Source organism: Weissella confusa (assembly GCF_004766315.1).
GTDB lineage: Bacteria > Bacillota > Bacilli > Lactobacillales > Lactobacillaceae > Weissella > Weissella confusa_A.
Genome location: NZ_PVSN01000009.1, coordinates 1 through 19,391, shown reverse-complemented (window position 1 = coordinate 19,391; position 19,391 = coordinate 1). Strand labels below are relative to the sequence as shown.

The window sequence follows — 19,391 nt, the reverse complement described above, 5'->3', positions numbered from 1 at the left end:
TCTCAAAAAACGCCCAATCGAAAAAAACACCCTGAAACCGTGCCAAGGTACTGGCAGTTTCAAGGTGATTTATCGTATTTTACTGATTTAGCTGTGGTTAAAAATTTAGTGCATGAATAATCCGGGTAAAATACTTTGCCAAGAAATCAGCAACCTTTTGCTCATACTTAGCTGGGTTAGTTGCATATGATTGCACGTGTGAGGCACCTGGGACCAAGTACTTTTCCTTTGGTCCGTTTGAGGCGTCATACACTTGGTTCAAGAACTTCGTTGGCACAAATGTGTCATCCCCACCGTGAATAAACATCATTGGGCGCGTGTTCTTTTGCAACAACTTAATTGAATCAGCTTCAGCGTAGTCGTACCCGGCCAAAACCTTTGAGTACAATGACACAACTGGCACGATAATCTTTGCTAGCCAAGTTGGCAAGCCATACATATCACCGGCTTGGTATTCCAACTCATCATAAACCGACGTGTAACCAGCGTCTTCAATGTACGCCTTAACTTGTGCTGGTGGATTCATCCCTGACAACATCATCGTTGTGGCACCACCCATTGAGGCACCCATCACAACGATTTGGCTATCTTGACCATTCTTCGTGATGACCTTGCTAATCCATTGCTTGTAGTCCTTGGCATCTAAGTAACCGAAACCGATGTACTTACCGCCTGACTTACCTGATGCACGATCATCGGGCATCAACACGTTGTAACCCATGTCATGGAACATTTGACCATAAGGTGCCATTGCCTTGTGCTCCACACCGAATCCGTGAATCACAACAACCGTCTTGTTGGTCTTCTTTTCAGCTGGTACATAATTACCAACCAACTTAGTGCCATCCTTCGCCGTCAAATGCCACGTTTGTGAATCCAACGCTAGGAACTCTTGTTGACGTGAATACAAGGGATCCTTCTTCGTCAACACACCACTACCGATAAAGTCCTTCTTCGCACGCACCTCGGCGACGTGGAAGAAATATCCACCAGCAGCCCCAAGAATAACTGACAAGACAACCACGATTGAAACCACCCAAGTGATGATCTTACGTGGCGTTGACCAGCGCTTCTTTTGCTTAGCCATATTCGCTAACCTCTTACTCTTCTATAAATCTGATAAGTGCAACCTGTCCATTATAAGGAAGAACACTAGAAAATAAAAGGTATACCCCGTTAAGCAAATAGCTGACTACTTCAGATGCAACAATGAGTCGATCAACTTATCACCCATTCGATCTAAATATTGATTTTGTCGTTCCCAAAGTGACTTGCCACTTAACGACTTCTCACTTCCAGCCGGCAATGGTTGATTTTGCGTCGTAATCGCCGCAACTGCCCCAACAATCCAAACACCCAAGCTGAACACCACTAGTAATCTCACTAATTTCTTTCGCATGCCACAAGTCCCCTATTCCTTTTTGCTGCCTTTCAGTCTAGTCGCCAATTGTCAGGTTTTAGCAGGTTTTCGGTCACGATTGTGTAAATGTTTTGTATCCAAATTCGTAACGTCCTTAACAAGTTTTTCTCAAATTGGTTGTCCCTGTGCTAAACTATTAGAAAACTATGAGAAATACGGAGCACCAACATGAGCTATTCATTGAACTGGGATTTGGATCCCATCTACCCTGGTGGTATCGAATCACCTGAGTTCGCTGCCAAGCTAACTTTACTTGATCAACAAATTAAGCAATTCGCATCTGACGTGACGGCTTACGGCCGTTTCACTGACACAGACTTCAGCAAGCTCGTTGCTTTGGTTAACGACGCGCAAGTGATTCGTTCAGGTTTGGGCACAGTGGCGCTTTTCGTCAACGCCCTTTACTCAGCCGACTATACGAACCCTGTTTACCGTCCCTACCAAACAAAGGTGTCACACTTGGAAGTCGCTTACCAAGCACCATTGGATGCCTTTGCGAAGTTGTTGACGTCATTTGATGATGAGACGTTCGCTAAGGTCAGCACGTTGCCTGGCATCGCTGAGGTTTCCTTCCACTTGAACGAGTTGCGTGATGACGCCGCCCGTTTGTTGGATGACCGTGCTGAAGAATTGCTCAACAAGTTGCGTTTGGACGGCTTGCAAGCTTGGTCAGAACACTACGACACGATTTCATCTGGTCTTTCAATGACGTACACGGATGAAAACGGCGACGAACAAGCTTTGTCTGCTGGACAAGCATTGAATCAATTGGACGGTTACCCTGACAACAAGGTTCGTGCTAACATCATGGCCAACTACGAAAAGATGTGGGGTAGCGCCGAGAACCTGGCCGCCGACACGATTAACCACTTGGCTGGTGCCCGTTTAACGGAACAAGCTGCCCACGGTTACGAAAACCACTTGGATCAACCACTTGAGTTGAACCGTATGTCACGCGAGACATTGGACGCCATGTGGCAAATGGTTGATGACAACAAGCACATGTTCAAGGCCTACTTCGACCGCAAGAAGGAATTGCTTAGTTTGACGGAGCTTGGTTGGCAAGACCAAGTCGCTCCTATCACGGATTTGGGTGACTACAAGCCAAGCACGTTGTCATATGATGAAGCGGCTGCTTTCATTATTAAGAACTTCGGCAAGTACTCACCTAAGATGGCTGCATTCGCCCAACACGCATTTGAGAATCAATGGATTGAAGCTGAAGACCGTCCTGGTAAGACGCCAGGCGCTTGGATGGAAAGTGTGCCTGACATTCACGAGTCACGTATTATCACGACGTTTACGGGTTCTGCGAACGATGCCGCGACAATTGCCCACGAAATCGGCCACGGCTTCCACTCTTCTGTCTTGACGGACTTGCCAGTTTGGCGTGACGGTTATGCCATGAACGTTGCCGAGACTGCTTCAACGTTTGCTGAAATGTTGATTGCGGACGCCAACGTGCAAGCTGCCCAATCAGATGCGGAAAAGGTTGTATTGTTGGATGCGAAGATGACGAACCCAATCGCCATGTTCTTGAACATCCACGCCCGTTTCATCTTTGAAGACAACTTCTACACGGAGCGTAAGCAAGGCTTCGTCCCTGCCGCGCGTTTGAATGAATTGATGGATGAGGCACAAAAGGTGGCCTTCGATGGTCTTTTGGATCACCGCCACCCACACTTCTGGTCATCAAAGTTGCACTTCTTCATTGATGACGTGCCATTCTACAACTTCCCATACACGTTCGGTTACTTGTTCAGCCAAGGTATCTACGCCTGGGCCCACACGCAAGATAACTTTGAAGAGGCTTACATCGCATTGCTTCGCGATACGGCCAACATGTCAACGGAAGAATTGGCCCAAAAGCACCTTGGTGTTGATTTGGCCAAGCCAGACTTCTGGCAAGCTGGCGCTGATTTGGTTAAGAAGGACATCGACGAATTCTTGGCTTTGTCAGAGCAATTTGTAAAGTAATGACAAAAACGCCTGCATTCAATTCAGAATGCAGGCGTTTTACTATGCTTATTATTTCTTATCCAAAATCATCTTTGACGTTAGGATGGCAAGTGATACTGCCAAGCCCATTGGCATCAAAGCGGTGTAGTCCAAGTGACTTACTTCGAACATCATAAACAAGGCCATCAATGGCGCTTGTTGTGACGCAGCTAGCAATGCCGTGGCACCGATAACAGCGGCTTGGGCAACTGATGCACCTGGCACCATCATGATGTAGCCGAAGCCAAGGATAGCACCGAATGATCCACCGATACCAATTGATGGTGCCAACGTACCACCGTAGGCACCGGCCTTCAACGTGAAGACCGTGATGGCTGCCTTCAGCAACATCCCAATCAACAAGACACCAATCACCTTCGTGCTCGTACTGTTAATGGCGAACTCAGCCAAACCACGTCCGTTTCCCATAATTTGTGGGAAGAAGATGGCAACCACACCAGTTACGGCTGCAGCCAATGGCAATTGCCACAAGACTTGCACTTGCTTAGCCTTGGCCTTACCGCCAGCCCATTGGAAGGCCTTGCGGAAGTAGGCGCCAGCCACACCCATCAATGGTCCAACCACAATCACGAATGGAATCATCCCCAACGTGAAGTGCTTATCAGGCACAAAGTAGTATGGGTGGAACCCGTGGACTGACATACCAACCCACATGGCAATCGTTGACATCGTCAAGCTGACTGCCACTGAACGCTTTGATACGTTCTTGTGCAAGATTTCAACGGCGAACAACATACCTGTGATTGGCGCAATATAAATACCAGCGAAACCAGCACCCGCAGCTGCTGCAATCAACAAGCGACGGTCGTCAGCTGTTAGTGAATCCATGTGCCAACGACGGAGCAACTTCTCCCAACGTTGGGCAAGCAAGGCACCAAGTTCACGAGGCGCCAATTCACGTCCAACTGATCCCCCAGTTGCTACGTAGAAGACTTGCGTCACGGCGTGGACAACAGATGGCCAGAATGGCATCTCATCCCCATCCATGGCCTTGTTGATGCCAACCGTTGGCTTCATCTTCGTTTGCACAATGAACCAGACAATCGCCGCAATAATTCCACCAATCAATACTGATAAAAAGCGTTGTCCGCCAGCAATGTGCGTTGACACTGGCATCAGCGTGTTTTCTTCAAATCCCAAGAAGAAGTGCTCAACAAGTTCCAAGAACAAGCTGAGCAACACTGAACTTAACCCTACAACAATCCCCAAAATAACGGTAGATAGCGCCAAGACCCCCATCTTGTGGCGCTCGCTGTAAGTTTTCTCTTCCAAAACAGTAACCTCATCTCAAATAATCGTTTACGAAAAGTTATTATAACACCTAAAAAGCCCAGTCGAAAAACTGGGCTTATGGTTACTTCACTAAATACACGCGCTCGTCAATCAAGTCGAATGATTGGTGGTGCGCGTTCAATGCAGGGACTTCTTCTAATTCGGCTTCGTGCCAGAAGACGTCCGAGTCCGTTGCCCCATCCTTTTCACCAATCACGATGAAATCAAAATCAAAGCGATATTGATTGTCGCGGATGTATTGCAATACCTGCCAGTCCGCGTCAGTCGTATCCGGCGCCCAACTCATAATGACCGTTGAGACATTCTCACCGTACATATCCAACGCTGCGATGGCATCCATGTTTTCCACATCCGTCACTGGCTTAGCCGACGTTGGATCCGGTTGCGTACGCCAATCTTCATTGTCCGTCGCGATAATCTTTTGCGCCGGCGCAAGCGCCTTCAACCCGGCTGAGATATACCCATGCCCAGCCATCAACTCCAATACCGGTTGGCCATCCGTGTACGCTGACAAGTCACGCACAAAGTCACTTGAGACAAAACCGTACATGCTGAAGTATTCGATTAACGCATCACGTAGATGACGGAGCAAGAAGTCGATGTCTTCTAGCGGTTCCGTTAGCTCAAGCCAAAGTGCGTTACCGGCGTCTGCGTTGTCTGGGTATTGCGCCAAGACGTAATTTTGCAGTTCTGGAATCACTGACTCTGGCACTTCCATTGTTGGCAATGCAGCTGGCAAATAACCCGCATTCAATTGTTCAAGCGTATCAATTGCTTGTTGCATGAGGTTAACCATCGTGGGGATGTTTTGGTAACGGCCTAGATATGGCAACAGCTCACCAAGATAATCCATCTCAGTGAGCTGTTGACCAGACCCAAACCGAATTGCTTGGTTTGTTGTCATCGTAATATCCTTTGTTTAGAACAAGCTTTCTTGGTGGTTGCTACGCACATCATCCTCCGGCGTGTATGATACCGGGTTCAAGTATGAGTTAACATACTGGAAAATGTCGAAACGTTGCTGGTCAGTTAGTGGCTTACCGTTAAAGTCGATTTCCTTACCTGACAAGAACAGCAATGACAAGTCAGTCTTTTCTGACATGGCACGGCCGACCAAGAAATCCATTGAAACATTGAAAAAATCCGCTAGCTTTCGAACTTCAATGTACGAAGGCGAACGGTCACCACGCTCCCAGTTTCCGATTTGCGCAGCTGTATTTGGTTTTTGCCCTGGTTCAAGGTGCTTATTCATCTCTTCAGCCAAGGTTTCCAATGTGATGTTACGGCCTTTGCGCAACTCACGCAGACGATCTGGAAACATGTGCGTCGTTCTCCGTTTTCATAAAATGTCATGTGGGCACACTAAAAGCCCTAATATACTTCTATTTTAACGAACATTAACCGATTTTTCCACACCCAAATTGTGGAAAACCACTTATTTTATCCACACGCTGTGAATTAAGGCTTAACCGTTAGCACAACCACGTTGACTGTCACAGCTGGTAATGGTGTGGCTTCCGCTGCCGCTTGGGCTTCTGGACGCGCGCCCCAGTGCAATGGCGTCATGTGTAACAGATCAACATACAAGTCGGCTGGAATTTGCCATTGGTATGAAATCTCTGTTTGTATGGCGTCTGGGTAGTTTTCCATGAAGCGATCGACCACTTTTTGGTTACTGTACGTGTGATTTGGTGAATCCACCGGGTACAACATTTCACGCAATTCGTGTAGATAACCAGATGATGGGACCACCTTCACCAACGTTCCCTCGGGTGCCAAGACACGCTTGAATTCTTCATACGCACTTGGTGAGAAGAACTCCACGATACTGTCAAAGCTATTGTCGTTAAATGGTAGGTTCGCTAAGTCAGCGACCGCAAAGAACGCATCCGTGTCCAATTGCGTTGCCAAGTTAACCCCTGCCTTAGAAATATCGAAACCAATACCGGTATCGATGTTGCCACGCTTGGCTAGCAAACGGGCAAATGGCGTCCCTTCACCGGTTCCCACATCCATGATGCGTTGTGGGTCGGCAGGCAATTGGTCCGCAACCGCGTCCACGATGCCATCGAACAAACCGGCCGTCAAAACACGACGACGAGCCGCCAACATGGCATCATCATACTCCGTATTGACTGCGTGGTTCAAGAAATAAAGGGAACCCTTCTTATTAATGTCCAAACGGTGGTTATGCGCACATACCAAGGTATTGCCTTCAACGTGGTCATAAGGCTCGCCATCTACAGTACAGCGGAACATGTCCAAGTGTTCGCTGACGAACTTAATCCCTTTTTCAATCTTCTTCATGTGTTTCCTTCCTCATTGCTGCCCAGAGCATTTCATAGAGCTGTTCGAATTCCTGCTCGTACTCAACCTTGTCTGGTTTCTGACGCGCAAACGTGACAATCGACCCAAAGGCCATTGTCATGAATACTTGGACTGGCATGTCACGCAGTTCACCTGCTGCAATACCCGCTGATAGCATCTCAGCCACCACATTTTGTTGCTGGTCAGCTGGATCAGCCGCCACGCGATTCAACACTGGACTATCAGGTAACTGCTTAATTTGTGAAACTGTCGTCAACGTATCCGGCTTTTCCACCGCGATGTGATACAGCGTCCGCAACCAAACGCGCACTTTCCCAGCCAAAGTCGGCTCAGCCGTTATTGATGTGACCAGCATGTCACGCATAACTGCTTGTTCGTGTTCAAAGACCTGCGTTAGCATATCCGCCTTATTATTAAAGTAAATATAGATGTTGGATTGCGAGATACCAACCGCTTTGGCAACCTTCGTTGTTGATAAACTGGCTGCCCCTTCAGTCACGATAATCTCTATCGCTTCCTGAATAATTGTCTCATACTTCGATTCATCTTTTTTCTTCATGGTACTAATATAACCGGTTTATTCCGAAACGACAACGTTGACAAAAGATAAGTTTATCTTTTATACTAAGCTCACCAATTAAAGATAGAGTTATCTTTTAAGAAATAGAGGCTATTAAACATGAAGATTGCAATGCTTGGATCACTTGGTAACGTTAACCGCGTTGCTGTACCTGAATTACTTAACGCTGGCCATGAGGTTACCCTGCTAACGTCATTAGCTGAACGCGTCGCCGAAATTGAGGCGCTTGGCGCACATGCTGTGGTTGGTTCAATGACCAACTTGGATGACCTGATTGCGGCATTGACCGGTGCCGACGTGGCGTACCTCATGTTGACTGGTCGCGCCACGGGTAGCCTAGTCGCTCACGGTGAAATGGTTGGTAAACTGTTCAAGCAGGCTATCGAGGCAACCGGCGTCAAGCGCGTTGTTAACCTCAGCAGTGTCGGCGCCGACCAAGGTCCTGAAATCGGCGCGCTTTACGTCTATAACATCCTCGAAGGACTGCTGGCTAGTTTGCCAATTGATATTACGTTTGTTCGTCCAGTCGCCTTTTACGGTAACCTAATGGGCAGCATTCAAACGATTAAAGCACAACATGCTATCATTAACAATTTCCCCGCTTCACACCGCAATGCGTATGTTTGGCCTGCCGATATCGCCAAGACGGTTGTCGATGCTATCTTGCACCCAGTTGCCGGTCAAACTGTCCGCTACGTGGTTTCTGACCTATTCACCGGTGACGAGTTGGTTGCTGCGCTGCAAGAAGCATTAGATATGCCTGACTTGAAGTGGATTGAGATTTCAGATGAACAGGCCTTAGCAAATATGACGGCTAAGGGGATGCCAGAGGCAGTGGCGACTGAATTCGTTAAGTTAGGTGCTTCTCAACGTAACGAATCTGCATACACTGACTTAACAGCACACATGCCTGTCCTTGGCGACTTTAAGTTGGCGGACTTCTTGCCAATCTTTAAAGCAGCCTACAATAAGTAAACCTAGCAAAAAAGCGAATGATTACTCATTCGCTTTTTTCGGCTAGATCAATGTCGTACGCCACCCGATTACCGGCTAACTTTCCCCGGTACGTGAAACCACGACGGGCGATAATGGCTTACATCTTTTTATTTTTTTCATGGGTATCGATGCGAATATAATCAAAGCCGTTTGCCTGAGCCGTCGCAAATAAATGCGTAAACAGCTCTGTCGACAAATGGTAGCCTTGGTGTTGGAATGACACCGCCATGCGATGAATAACCGCATAGGGCTTACGCTTAGTTGGGTACAGCCAGCGACCGCCTTGGAGACGCTGGTAGTTCACGTCTTTTTCTTGCCAAAGCGTGGCTGTCGCGACGATTTCGCCATCGAGTTGCAGAATGTACGCGTACCCTTTGGCGATATCGGCTTTGATGATTTCTGGGGATGGATAGCCATTATCCCACTGCGGATTATGATCAATAGACATAACTGCCTTAGCATCTGATATAATTTGCCAAATTGCATCGGCATCAGCCATAGTTGCCTGCCGGTAAGTTATATTAGCCATCCGTCTACCTCACTTCAATAAGCAACATTATACGTCGTTTTCGGACAACAATTGTCAACAAAAGCGTCATACCTGGTTGCGATAATAACATCAGTCATAATAAATGATTTGCGGTGAATCCCATCGCCGCACCTTCTTTCACCACTCGGTACTCCTTGCCGGGTGGTTTTTTGTTGCCGGAAAACTAAAAAGGACAAAGCACAACAAACATGTACTTTGTCCTTCAATAGGTTAATTAGTCTTCGAAACCTTCAGTCGTCATTGATGCTTGGTACAAAGCCACAACATCATCAACCGTCAAGTTCACGTAACCACCCTCGTGATCCAAACCACCGATCTTAACAGCTGACTCAGCCATTGCGCGGAAGTTCGCGTCATCGTTGATATCAACACCTTGCAAAGTCGTTGGAACATCCAATGACTTTACCCAGTCGTAAGTGGCTTGGATAGCCTTTTCAGCAACGACTTGGTCGTCAGCGTCTTGGATATCCCAAACGTTACGTCCGAAGCGGGCAAACTTAGCAACCGTGGCTGCTGACAAAGCACGCTTCATCCAACGTGGCGTCAAGATTCCCAAACCAACACCGTGCGTGATGTCGTAGAAGGCTGACAACTCGTGCTCGATTGGGTGAACCGTCCAGCCGTTCACGTTTCCTGAACGTACCAAACCATTCAAAGCCATCGTTGAGGCCCACATCAAGTTAGCATGGGCATCGTAGTTGTCTGGCGTTTCCAAAGCAACTGGTGCCCACTTGATAACGGCACGCATGATACCTTCAATCATACCGTCAGAAATATCTGTGTTCTCGGCACGGTCGAAGTATTGCTCAGTCAAGTGTGAGAAGATATCGAATGATCCGGCAGCCGTTTGCCACTTTGAAACTGAGTACGTCAATTGTGGGTCCAAGAATGAAACAGCTGGTGTGTTTGGTCCATACGTACCAATCTTAGCGTTCAATTCTGGGTTTGAGATAACTGAACCGGCATTCATTTCAGTACCCGTTGCAGCCAACGCCAAGATGTCGACAACTGGCAATTGGTCCAACTTTGAACGGTACTTTACACCGTGATCAGCGACCAAGTCCCAGGCATCCCCATCATAAAACTTTGCTGATGCAATCACCTTAGATGCATCGATAACTGATCCACCACCAACGGCCAAAATGACGTCGATGTCGTTCTCCTTGGCCAAACGTTGACCTTCGCGAACTGAATCAATCTTTGGGTTAGGCTCGATACCGTCCAATTCAACGACGTTCAAACCTTCCAAAGCCTTCATAACACGCTCATACAAGCCAGAACGCTTGATTGAACCACCACCGTACGTCAACAAAACGTTTTGACCAAATTGGGCCACGGCATCGTGCAACTCAGCATCGATGTGGTTCTTTCCAAAGCGAATATCCTTCTTATTTACAAAGCGAAAATCTTCCATAATTTATCGTCCTCCAATGACTTGTGCAGACTACTTTACTTACTAAACGTAACATACACTATACGCTTTTAACCCCAGATACTCAAGTAAGACCCATTGGCAATCAACACAAAAAGTCCCTGGACAGTTTTACCCGTCCAGGGACTCTCTACCGATTAGCGTGTTGCTTGCTCATCTTCCTTGCGTCGACGCCAGAACGCCAACAAAAGACCGAACAAACCACTCGCAACCATGGCAGCAATCACAACCAAGAAGTCATTCTCAGTTACGCGACCTGTCAAATTCATTGCTTGCTTTGCACTTTCCAAAGGCACAATTGAATCTTGAATGACAGCTGCCGTTTCAGGCAACTCAGTGATGCGGGCATCAGCTGTGTTAGCCGTCTTTGCTTGTTGCTCATTACCAGCGGTTGCTAGTAGTGAAGCGTTGTTATCTGCATTTTGTGCAACACCTTGCGCTTGCCAAGCGACGTTTTGCGTCGTGTTAGCAGTTGCGCCTGTTTGGGTTGCCGTTTGTGAACCAGTACCTTGTGCACCAGCCGTTTGACCAGCAACAGTTACGTTGTTCGCTTCAGAGCCATCGCGTGACTCGTTAGCTGGTCCAGCCACGTTCACTTGCTCACCTTGGGCACCACTGTTGTTAGAAGTTGCGCCAGATGTGTTCGTGTGGTCACCGTTTTGGTTGTTATCCGCAACAGATGAACCAGGCTTGTTACCCTTGTCCGTGTTGTTTTGATCAGCACCATCATTTGCTGGTGCGAATGACACAACAAAGTCTTGGATGTCCATGTCGTTTGGCGTAGCAGGCTCACCAAGTACCATGTACCCGGCAGTCGCCTTACCATTCTCATCCCAAGCTGTAGCCACGAACTTGGCGTCGCTTTGGTCAAAGGTTGATGGACCATCTTCCAATCCAACGTGGTCAAAGTAACCCGTTGCTTGAAGCGCTGCCATCAATGAGTCGTACGTCTTACCATCTGGTGCCGTAACCGTCATCTTTAGCTTGCCTTGCTCAGCCTTGGCTTGCAACTCAGCATCAACAGACTTGAAGTCATCAACGTTAATCTCGGCGTCAGACTTACCCATTACCGTACCGATAACGTTGCCGTATTCATCCTTAACTTGAATCTTTTGACCGTCCAACGGTGCATAAACAACCTTCATTTGCGTTGTTCCCGCAGCAAACGTTGGGTTCGCCTTAACGGCTTCTTCCAATGAAGCGTATTGCGTACCATCAGGTGCAACAACACGGTGGGCATAACCATCGATGTTCAAGTTTTGATCAACACGGTTCATAGCTTCAACAGCGTTCGTCACGTTAACCTTCGTATCCGTGTAACCCGTTGAAACAATTGATGCAAGCGTGGCATCATCCTTTTGCAACTTAGCCAAGGCATCAGCAACCGTCGTCAACTTTTGCGCGTTTGCGTTACCAGCAGCTGGCTCTTCACCCTTAGCGAAACCAGAATCAGTTCCCAACTTCACGACAACCTTGGCAGGATCTGGCGTGTACGTTACCAAGTAGTTCGTACCAGCAGGCACACCATCAACCGCAATCATGCCGTCAGTCAATGCCACGGCATTTCCTTGCGCATCCGTTACCGTTGCCGTGTAACCAGTCTTGCCAGGCACTTGCACATTCTTAGCACCAGCTTGCACTGACACTTCGGCTGTTGGCAAGTACATCACTGTAACATCCCCATCAGCAGGCACATCCAGCGTCTTACCATCAGTCGTCTTCGTTGACGTTCCGTCCAGGCGTAATCGTCGTCTTAACACCATTTGGCGTCAACTCCGTGTATTGTGCCGTTCCTGAACCGTCAGTCACAAAGATAAATGGCTTATTACCATTCTTTGAAACCGTCACAACTTGGGCATCCTTAGCACCTGGCACGTTAGCCGTAGCCGTACCGTTCGTGTCCTTGCTCATTTGCACAACTGTTTGCTTACCGTTTGCGTCCGTCACAATCGCGAAGGCCGTATCACCGTCAGCAACCGTCGTTGAAACTTGCCCTGACTTAACTGGTGCTGCTGGTGTCTTCATAACATTGGCATCAGCCGGCTTTGACGTGGCAGTCAAAACGTTCATCGCGTTTTGCAAGTCCGTCATCGTCGTTGTGTCGTTGTTAGCCAACAAGTTCGTCACTTGCTTGCGCGCAGCAACCACATTCGTGTCTGTTGCATTAGCCGTTTGATCAACCAACTTTTGCGCAGCATCACGGGTCGTGTTCAACTTAGCCGTCATGTCATCCAAGCGAGCTTGAATATCACTCATGCCTGAGCGAAGCGTCGTTGCCGTCGTATCGTCTTGGCTGGCTGCGTTTTGCAAGTCTGTCACTTGTTGGTTAACATCACCAAGCTTGTTCTTCTTAGCCATCTCAACTTGGTCTTGCAAGTTGGCAGGAACCTTCACCGCATTTGCATCAGCGACCGCTTGCTTCAACGTCGCTTGCGCCGTAGCGACCGCGTTATCGTAAGCCGTCTTAGCCGTGTCAGCATCACCGTCGTTGTTCAATGCATCGTCAACCGCCTTCTTGGCAGCTGTTACGTCAGCATCGTCAGATACGTTCGTTGGGACAACCGTTGCGTCGGCCATTTGCAACTTAGCAACTGTCTTGGCAACATCTGTGGCCGTACCCGTCTTTTCGGCATCCTTAACCGCTGCCACACGGTTCTTCACGTCGTCATTGTCACCGCTCTTCACAGCCACAACAGCGTCGCCAGCTCCATCAACTGCCTTTTGGCGAACCTCATCAACTGCCTTGATGTCATCTTGCAATTGCTTGCGAGCGTCATCAATAGCTGTCTTCGTTGCCGTCTTATCAGTCGTCAACTCGTTCAAGTGATCGATGTCATTTTGAATAGCCGTCATGTCTTGATCAGCATACTTAGGCGCGTCGTCGTTCCATGATGATTCATCATCAGAAGCGCCATCCTTAGTTGCTTGCAAGGCCTTCTTTGCGTCATCAACGGCCGTCGTCAACTTGTCTGTTGCCTTGGTCAACTTGTCCGTGTCCAAACCATCAGCGTTCAAGATATCGTTAACAGCCTTCTTGGCAGCGTTAACATCAGCATCATCTGAAATGTTAGCAGCCACAATCGTATCAACCGTCGTCTTAACTTCGGCATCGTCGTTATCTGCATTCGCATCAACCGTATCGTTACCATCATCCACTGCGCCATCACGGGCACCCGTTACAACTGCGATATACTTGCGCAATTGCTCGCGCGCGTCATCGATGTCAGACTTCGTAGCATTCTTGTCAGCCACCAAATCGTTCAACTTCTTAACGTCATTTTGGATATCGTCAGTATCTTGGTCCGTGTATAGTGAGGCAGCCTTATCCCAAGCTGACGTATCGTCGTTGGCGTCTTGCTTAGCATCAGCCAACTTCGCCTTAGCTTGTTCAACAGCCTTGTCATAAGCGGTCTTAGCCTTGGCAACGTCACCGTCATTCTTCAATGCAGCATCAACAGCCGTCTTAGCAGCCGTCACATCAGCATCATCTGAAACGTTTGTTGGCACAACCGTTGCGTCAGCCATTTACAACTGCCTTGTTGGCATCGTCAGCCGTCTTAACCGCTGCATCACGAACACTAGCAACCGTCTTGATGTCATCTTGCAATTGCTTGCGAGCTGCATCAATCGTCTTCTTCGTCGCCGTCTTATCAGACGTCAATTCGTTCAAGTGGTCAATGTCGTTTTGAATAGCCGTCGTTGTTTGATCGGCATACTTAGGAGCATCAGCAGTCCATGACTTCTCATCGTTAGCTGCGCCATCCTTCGTGTCTGCCAAATCCTTTTGTGCCTTGGCAACTGCCGTGTTGAAGTTATCAACTGCGTTTTGTACCGCAGTCTTGTCCAACTTGTCAGCGTTCAAAGCATCGTTAACGGCCTTCTTCGCGTCAGCCACATCATCAGAATCTGAGATATTTGGCACAACAACCGTAGCAACGGCTGTCTTAACGTTTTCGATAGCTGTCTTGATGTCAGAAGCCGTTCCGTTATCAAGGGCGTCATTCAACTTCCCAACCGTCTTTGTAACTTCGGCGTCACCGTTGTCCTTGTTGGCATCGGCAGTGTTCTTACCGTCAGTAACGGCATCGTTACGAACACCCTTAACCACATCGATGTCGTCTTGCAATTGCTTGCGAGCGTCATCGATTTGCTTCTTGGTAGCCGTCTTGTCGGCCGTCAAACCATTCAACGTATCAATATCCTTTTGGATAGCGCTAGTCTCGTCAGTTTGATCTGCGTAAAGTGATGAAACCTTATCCCAAGCAGTAACATCGCCCTTGGCACCAGTCTTGGCATCGTTCAACTTAGTCTTCAAGGCTGACAAAATACCATCAATAATATCTTGGTCATGTTGGATTTGCTTCAACGTCGTTGCGTCATCGCCAACCTTAGTTGCCAAATCTGCAATCGTGTCCGTCAACTTTTGACGATCATCTGCTGGCAAATCAGCAATTTGATCCGTCAAGTTGGCTGGTTCTTCCGTCGTTGCGTTTGACTTAGCCGTTGCCAAAGCAGTTGCGGCCGCTGACTTTGCACTATCAAGTGCCGTTGCAACAGATGACAAAGCATCTGACGTCACTGCACCTGAGTTCAAAGCCGAAACGTAAGCTGATTCAGCTGACATAACAACGTCGTCATCTGCGACATTTGCTGCGACTGAAGTTGACGTTGCCAACTTCAAGGCCGTGCTTGCTGAAGCGACCATTGATGATGTTGCGGCTGAATTAGCAGCAACGCTCGTCAAGATTGAAGCCATTGAGTTAACGATGTCATTACCAGTTACCTTTGAAGCAGTTACTGAGGCAGCTGACTTTGCATCTGACAAAACAGCCTTGTATGACTTAACAGCTGAATCATAAGCTGACAAAGCTGAACTCATGTCAGTTGCCTTAACGCCGTTTGACTTGGCTCCCAATGAGTTCAAGTCTGACACAACGGCTGCCATTGACGCATCTTCTTGATCAGTCAAGTTGCTATCAATAACCGCTACCTTAGCGGCACTCTTCATGCTGTTCAACGTTGACGTTGCAGCTGACGTTGCGGCTGAAAGGGCCTTGTTTACCGTAGCAAGTTCATCTGGTGTCTTGGCACCTGACTTCAATGCTGAAACATAGGCTGTTTCGGCTGACTTAACTGCTGCGTCATCAGTAATATCTGAATCAACAACCGTTGACGTTGCCAACTTCAAGGCCGTGCTTGCTGAAGCAACCATTGATGACGTTGCGGCTGAATTAGCAGCGACGCTCGTCAAGATTGAAGCCATTGAGTTAACAATATCATTTCCTGTCGTCTTTGAAGCGGTTACTGAAGCAACTGACTTCGCATCTGACAAGACCGTCTTATATGACGCAACAGCTGAGTTGTATGCTGACAAAGCTGAGCTCATGTCAGCAACCTTTACGCCATTTGACTTGGCTCCCAATGAGTTCAACTTAGTAACAATCGATCCCATTGAAGCATCTTCTTGGTCAGTCAAGTTGCTGTCCACAACCGCTACTGAAGCAGCACTCTTCATGCTACTCAAAACTGATGTTGCGGCTGGCGTTGCAACAGAAAGCGCTAATGATACTGATGCCAATGCATCTGACGTTGCTGCGCCTGAGTTCAAAGCTGACGCATAATCTGTCTCGGCATTCTTAACCGCTACATCATCAGCAATATCTGAATCAACAACCGTTGACGTTGCCAACTTCAACGCTGTGCTTGCTGAAGCAACCATTGATAGCGTTGCATCTGAGTTAGCAGCCACGCTCTTCAATACAGATGCCATTGAGTTAACAATGTCGTTATCCGTCGTCTTAGCAGTTGAGGCAGCTGACGTCCTAGCAGTGTTCAAAACTGACGTAAAGTGTGACAATGAATCACTCAAAACAGCCATCTCTGAGTCCAATGCACTCTTCGTGTAGATTGAATCTGCACCCATTGATTGCACCTTTGCCAATTCTGAGTTCAACGCTGAGTTACCCTCGGTTTGATCAGCGATGTTGCTTGGAATTGCGTATGATACTGCTGACTTCTTAGCCGCAGTCAATTCGGTGTTAGCCGTAGAAACTGCAACGCTCAATGCTGAAGATGCTGACGCAATATCCTTACCAGCAATCAAGTCTGAGGCAAATGCTGATTCGGCTGACTTAACAGCAGTGTTATCTTCAACAATTGAAGAAACTGGTGTATCAGCAACTGACTTCAACGCTGATGCAGCCGTTGAAAGTGCAGATGAAGTCACATTACTTGCTGATGCCATTGATGACACGTAGCTAGCAATAGATGACACATAGCTAGACATTGACGTTGTCTTCATGTCTGGGTTTGCCAATGAAGACAAAAGAGAATCAGCGTTTACAACAGCTGTACGGTTCTCGATTTCCGTCTTCGTTGCAGCACTGTCGCTCAAAGTAGAGCGCAATGCAGAAACTGCATTTGACAAATCACCAGCTAAACTAGATGTGCCAAGTGCACTCAAAACAGAATCCGCCGCCGTGCTCTTTTCAGTACGTGCAGCAGAGAAGCCTGACAATGCGCTAGACAAGATGCTCATTTGATCAACCAATTGTGACTTCGTGTACGTTGAATCCGCACCCATGCTATTTGTCTTAGTTACAATTGCAGCCAAACTTGAGCTATCGTCACTGTTAAGTCGGTCCGTTTGGTCCTTCAAGTAGTTTGGAATCGTGTCGTTCTTAGCCTTGGTTTCGGCCTCTTGCAAAGCCGTATTAGCCTTCACAACAGCATCATTCAAATTAGTTAGTGCTGTATTAATCTTGGCTTGATCACCACTCTCCAATGCTGTCTTCAATGCAGCTGCATTATCATTGACAGCCTGGTCGTCGGTGATATTTTCAGGCATCTTTGTAAGTGCCGTAATCAATTCAGCGTTTGCATTGTTAATTTGTGTACGGGTAGATAGGTCAGACTTTACCAAGTCGTCCAACTTCTTTTGCGCATCCTTAACAGCTTGACTGTCATTTTGGAACGTCAGCCAATCCGTCTTTGTTCCCAAAACAGTATCCGCCTTATCAACCGCAGCTTGACGTTGCGTGTCAGCTGTTTTAACTGCGTTGTTGAACTCGTCTTGAATCTTAGTTGTATCTTCACCCTTCAAGGCTGCATCAATCAACGCTTGTCGGTTACTTGCAACAGTTGGATCATCAGATACACTGGCTGTTACTTCAGCCAAAGCTTGTTGGTTCTTAGCGTCCGTTGCCATTGCTGTGACTGAACTCAACCCGTTCGTCAGAGCAATCATGGCGTTCTTCAATCCGGTACCACCGGTGATGGTTGGCTTAGTCTCTTCGTCACCTTCATCACCATTCAGACCAGTTACACCCTTAACAGTGTTCTTCAACGTCGTTACAAGGTCATCTGCTTTTTGAACTGACGCATCAATATTTGCCTTAATCTTGTCCAAACCAGTTGCATCATTATTTGCATCCAACAAATTTTGCACTGCAGTTTGTGCATCGTGCAAAATCTTCACTTGGTCTTCAACTTGCTTTAGTCGAGTCAAGAATGCGTCATTGTCTGCGACATAGTTGATGGTAAGTCAATCTTTTGCACCAGCAATTGCCGTTAGAACACTAGTTGTATCAACATTAAATCCATCAATCGTTGGGGCAGTATACAAATTACCCTTTGACGTATCAAAGTTGGCATCGTTCTTGCCGTCTGAAATTTGCAGTTGCTCACCAACTAAGGCTTTAACATATGTGTCATCAGCAATACTTTCGCCATTCACTTGATAGTGAACTGGTACATCGGCAACCGCATTTGTTCCTTGGAAATATGAAATACCACCGTAGAAGGCCAACCCGTTTCCACCGTTTGCACCGTACAATCCAACAGACATGGCATCCTTAATCGTTACAGATTCCCCTACAGTTTGACTCAAAACCTTTGTGTGTGCCAAATCAGAATATTCCGTGTAGGTTATTTTTCCAGTAACCGTGCCATTATCATTAACCTTGGTTACACTCCAAGTGAGTTCAAAATATACACCCTTTGCAAGATCGTTTTGAATGACGTTTGCAGTGTTGATAGCTTCATTACTGGTATCCGCACTCCCACTATTTTTCACTGGCGCAGTTGTACCATTGCCAAGATTAACATCTGTAGCACTCGAATCAACAATTGCATCTCCCAACTTTCCAGCGTCATCCGTTTGCCTAATGTGAACAAAAGTAGAATTAACGTCACCAACGTTATTGACGTACAAGTCTCGACCGGCCATAACGGCATTTTGCATGTCACTAATTGCGTCGTTAACGTTCAAAGTATTTTTCAAATTAGCTTCTTTAGTACCCATCAAATTGGGTTCAACTGGTGCAAGAACAACACCAACTGCCTGTCCACCAGCATTCAAAACACCAGACAAAATCGTTCCGTCTGCGTACTTAAACTGAACTAATCGGTAACCACCCGCAATTTTAAACCCGGATTATTCATGCACTAAATTTTTAACCACAGCTAAATCAGTAAAATACGATAAATCACCTTGAAACTGCCAGTACCTTGGCACGGTTTCAGGGTGTTTTTTTCGATTGAGCGTTTTTTGAGAAAAATGGGCACACTAAAACCAGCCAGATTTTGCTATTTTTTTGAAAATCTACTTCGTTGTTTTATTGCCACAAAGCATTTAGTCGTTCCCAAGCTCGCCAGAACAGACCATCGAATTGTTCTTGGATGCGGCTATCTAACGTCAAGATCACCTTGCGGGCGTGCTTAGTGACACGTCCCCCGATTTTTAACAAACGGTCTCGAAAGGTGTTGATTGTCC

The 19,391-nt window shown here is 47.3% G+C and carries 15 protein-coding genes; 2 read left to right on the top strand and 13 right to left on the bottom strand.

The genetic code is table 11. The features are described from left to right. Nucleotides 1-97 precede the first annotated feature (97 nt). Both C6P11_RS01480 and C6P11_RS01475 read right to left on the bottom strand, forming a co-directional pair. The gene (locus C6P11_RS01480; protein ID WP_135518094.1) at nucleotides 98-1,087 is read right to left on the bottom strand and encodes an alpha/beta hydrolase; all 990 of its coding nucleotides are present in this window, start codon (nucleotides 1,085-1,087) and stop codon (nucleotides 98-100) included. A gap of 105 nt (nucleotides 1,088-1,192) precedes the next feature. Further along, a complete protein-coding gene (locus tag C6P11_RS01475) occupies nucleotides 1,193-1,399 on the bottom strand; it encodes a hypothetical protein (RefSeq protein WP_135518093.1) in 207 nt (68 codons plus the stop codon). 189 nt (nucleotides 1,400-1,588) lie between these two features. On the opposite strand from C6P11_RS01475, the gene C6P11_RS01470 reads away from it, so the two are divergent. After that, nucleotides 1,589-3,397, top strand: a complete 1,809-nt coding sequence (locus tag C6P11_RS01470; RefSeq protein WP_135518092.1) for a M3 family oligoendopeptidase — start codon at nucleotides 1,589-1,591, stop codon at nucleotides 3,395-3,397. Nucleotides 3,398-3,448: 51 nt separating this feature from the next. On the opposite strand, the gene C6P11_RS01465 is transcribed toward C6P11_RS01470, so the two are convergent. The 5 genes from C6P11_RS01465 to C6P11_RS01445 form a co-directional block, all read right to left on the bottom strand. After that, a complete protein-coding gene (locus C6P11_RS01465) occupies nucleotides 3,449-4,678 on the bottom strand; it encodes a chloride channel protein (protein ID WP_050809209.1) in 1,230 nt (409 codons plus the stop codon). A 115-nt stretch (nucleotides 4,679-4,793) separates the two neighbouring features. Continuing rightward, entirely contained in the window at nucleotides 4,794-5,636 is an 843-nt protein-coding gene (locus C6P11_RS01460) for an SAM-dependent methyltransferase (protein ID WP_135518091.1), read from the bottom strand. Nucleotides 5,637-5,651: 15 nt separating this feature from the next. Next, nucleotides 5,652-6,053 (bottom strand): helix-turn-helix domain-containing protein, encoded by a 402-nt coding sequence (locus C6P11_RS01455; protein WP_056973494.1) that lies wholly within the window; start codon nucleotides 6,051-6,053, stop codon nucleotides 5,652-5,654. 137 nt (nucleotides 6,054-6,190) lie between these two features. Next, nucleotides 6,191-7,039: a methyltransferase domain-containing protein gene (locus C6P11_RS01450; protein WP_135518090.1), complete on the bottom strand. Its 849-nt coding sequence runs from the start codon at nucleotides 7,037-7,039 to the stop codon at nucleotides 6,191-6,193. Next, nucleotides 7,026-7,619, bottom strand: coding sequence for a TetR/AcrR family transcriptional regulator (locus tag C6P11_RS01445; RefSeq protein ID WP_135518089.1), 594 nt, complete (start codon nucleotides 7,617-7,619; stop codon nucleotides 7,026-7,028). The genes C6P11_RS01450 and C6P11_RS01445 overlap by 14 nt, the downstream gene beginning before the upstream one ends. Nucleotides 7,620-7,739: 120 nt before the next feature. Between C6P11_RS01445 and C6P11_RS01440 the strand changes: the two genes are divergently transcribed. Beyond that, a complete protein-coding gene (locus C6P11_RS01440) occupies nucleotides 7,740-8,615 on the top strand; it encodes an SDR family oxidoreductase (RefSeq protein ID WP_135518088.1) in 876 nt (291 codons plus the stop codon). Nucleotides 8,616-8,733: 118 nt separating this feature from the next. On the opposite strand, the gene C6P11_RS01435 is transcribed toward C6P11_RS01440, so the two are convergent. The 6 genes from C6P11_RS01435 to C6P11_RS01410 all read right to left on the bottom strand — a co-directional run bounded on the left by C6P11_RS01435 (nucleotide 8,734) and on the right by C6P11_RS01410 (nucleotide 18,989). Continuing rightward, the gene (locus C6P11_RS01435) at nucleotides 8,734-9,165 is read right to left on the bottom strand and encodes a GNAT family N-acetyltransferase (RefSeq protein WP_245299723.1); all 432 of its coding nucleotides are present in this window, start codon (nucleotides 9,163-9,165) and stop codon (nucleotides 8,734-8,736) included. Nucleotides 9,166-9,400: 235 nt separating this feature from the next. Further along, a complete protein-coding gene (locus tag C6P11_RS01430; protein WP_135518087.1) occupies nucleotides 9,401-10,600 on the bottom strand; it encodes an iron-containing alcohol dehydrogenase in 1,200 nt (399 codons plus the stop codon). Between the two features lie 155 nt (nucleotides 10,601-10,755). Next, nucleotides 10,756-12,381: a hypothetical protein gene (locus C6P11_RS01425; RefSeq protein WP_135518086.1), complete on the bottom strand. Its 1,626-nt coding sequence runs from the start codon at nucleotides 12,379-12,381 to the stop codon at nucleotides 10,756-10,758. After that, the gene (locus C6P11_RS01420) at nucleotides 12,329-14,143 is read right to left on the bottom strand and encodes a hypothetical protein (RefSeq protein WP_135518085.1); all 1,815 of its coding nucleotides are present in this window, start codon (nucleotides 14,141-14,143) and stop codon (nucleotides 12,329-12,331) included. Before C6P11_RS01420 ends, C6P11_RS01425 begins: the two co-directional genes overlap by 53 nt. Beyond that, the gene (locus C6P11_RS01415; RefSeq protein WP_135518084.1) at nucleotides 14,136-18,125 is read right to left on the bottom strand and encodes a hypothetical protein; all 3,990 of its coding nucleotides are present in this window, start codon (nucleotides 18,123-18,125) and stop codon (nucleotides 14,136-14,138) included. The genes C6P11_RS01420 and C6P11_RS01415 overlap by 8 nt, the downstream gene beginning before the upstream one ends. A 36-nt stretch (nucleotides 18,126-18,161) precedes the next feature. Then, nucleotides 18,162-18,989: a hypothetical protein gene (locus C6P11_RS01410; RefSeq protein ID WP_135518083.1), complete on the bottom strand. Its 828-nt coding sequence runs from the start codon at nucleotides 18,987-18,989 to the stop codon at nucleotides 18,162-18,164. Between the last annotated feature and the right edge of the window lie 402 nt (nucleotides 18,990-19,391).

Bases quoted from the DNA above. Each gene is read 5' to 3' on its own strand.
- C6P11_RS01480 (WP_135518094.1), bottom strand. From the start codon at position 1,087: ATGGCTAAGCAAAAGAAGCGCTGGTCAACGCCACGTAAGATCATCACT.
- C6P11_RS01475 (WP_135518093.1), bottom strand. From the start codon at position 1,399: ATGCGAAAGAAATTAGTGAGATTACTAGTGGTGTTCAGCTTGGGTGTT.
- C6P11_RS01470 (WP_135518092.1), top strand. From the start codon at position 1,589: ATGAGCTATTCATTGAACTGGGATTTGGATCCCATCTACCCTGGTGGT.
- C6P11_RS01465 (WP_050809209.1), bottom strand. From the start codon at position 4,678: ATGGGGGTCTTGGCGCTATCTACCGTTATTTTGGGGATTGTTGTAGGG.
- C6P11_RS01460 (WP_135518091.1), bottom strand. From the start codon at position 5,636: ATGACAACAAACCAAGCAATTCGGTTTGGGTCTGGTCAACAGCTCACT.
- C6P11_RS01455 (WP_056973494.1), bottom strand. From the start codon at position 6,053: ATGTTTCCAGATCGTCTGCGTGAGTTGCGCAAAGGCCGTAACATCACA.
- C6P11_RS01450 (WP_135518090.1), bottom strand. From the start codon at position 7,039: ATGAAGAAGATTGAAAAAGGGATTAAGTTCGTCAGCGAACACTTGGAC.
- C6P11_RS01445 (WP_135518089.1), bottom strand. From the start codon at position 7,619: ATGAAGAAAAAAGATGAATCGAAGTATGAGACAATTATTCAGGAAGCG.
- C6P11_RS01440 (WP_135518088.1), top strand. From the start codon at position 7,740: ATGAAGATTGCAATGCTTGGATCACTTGGTAACGTTAACCGCGTTGCT.
- C6P11_RS01435 (WP_245299723.1), bottom strand. From the start codon at position 9,165: ATGGCTAATATAACTTACCGGCAGGCAACTATGGCTGATGCCGATGCA.
- C6P11_RS01430 (WP_135518087.1), bottom strand. From the start codon at position 10,600: ATGGAAGATTTTCGCTTTGTAAATAAGAAGGATATTCGCTTTGGAAAG.
- C6P11_RS01425 (WP_135518086.1), bottom strand. From the start codon at position 12,381: ATGGTGTTAAGACGACGATTACGCCTGGACGGAACGTCAACGAAGACG.
- C6P11_RS01420 (WP_135518085.1), bottom strand. From the start codon at position 14,143: ATGGCTGACGCAACGGTTGTGCCAACAAACGTTTCAGATGATGCTGAT.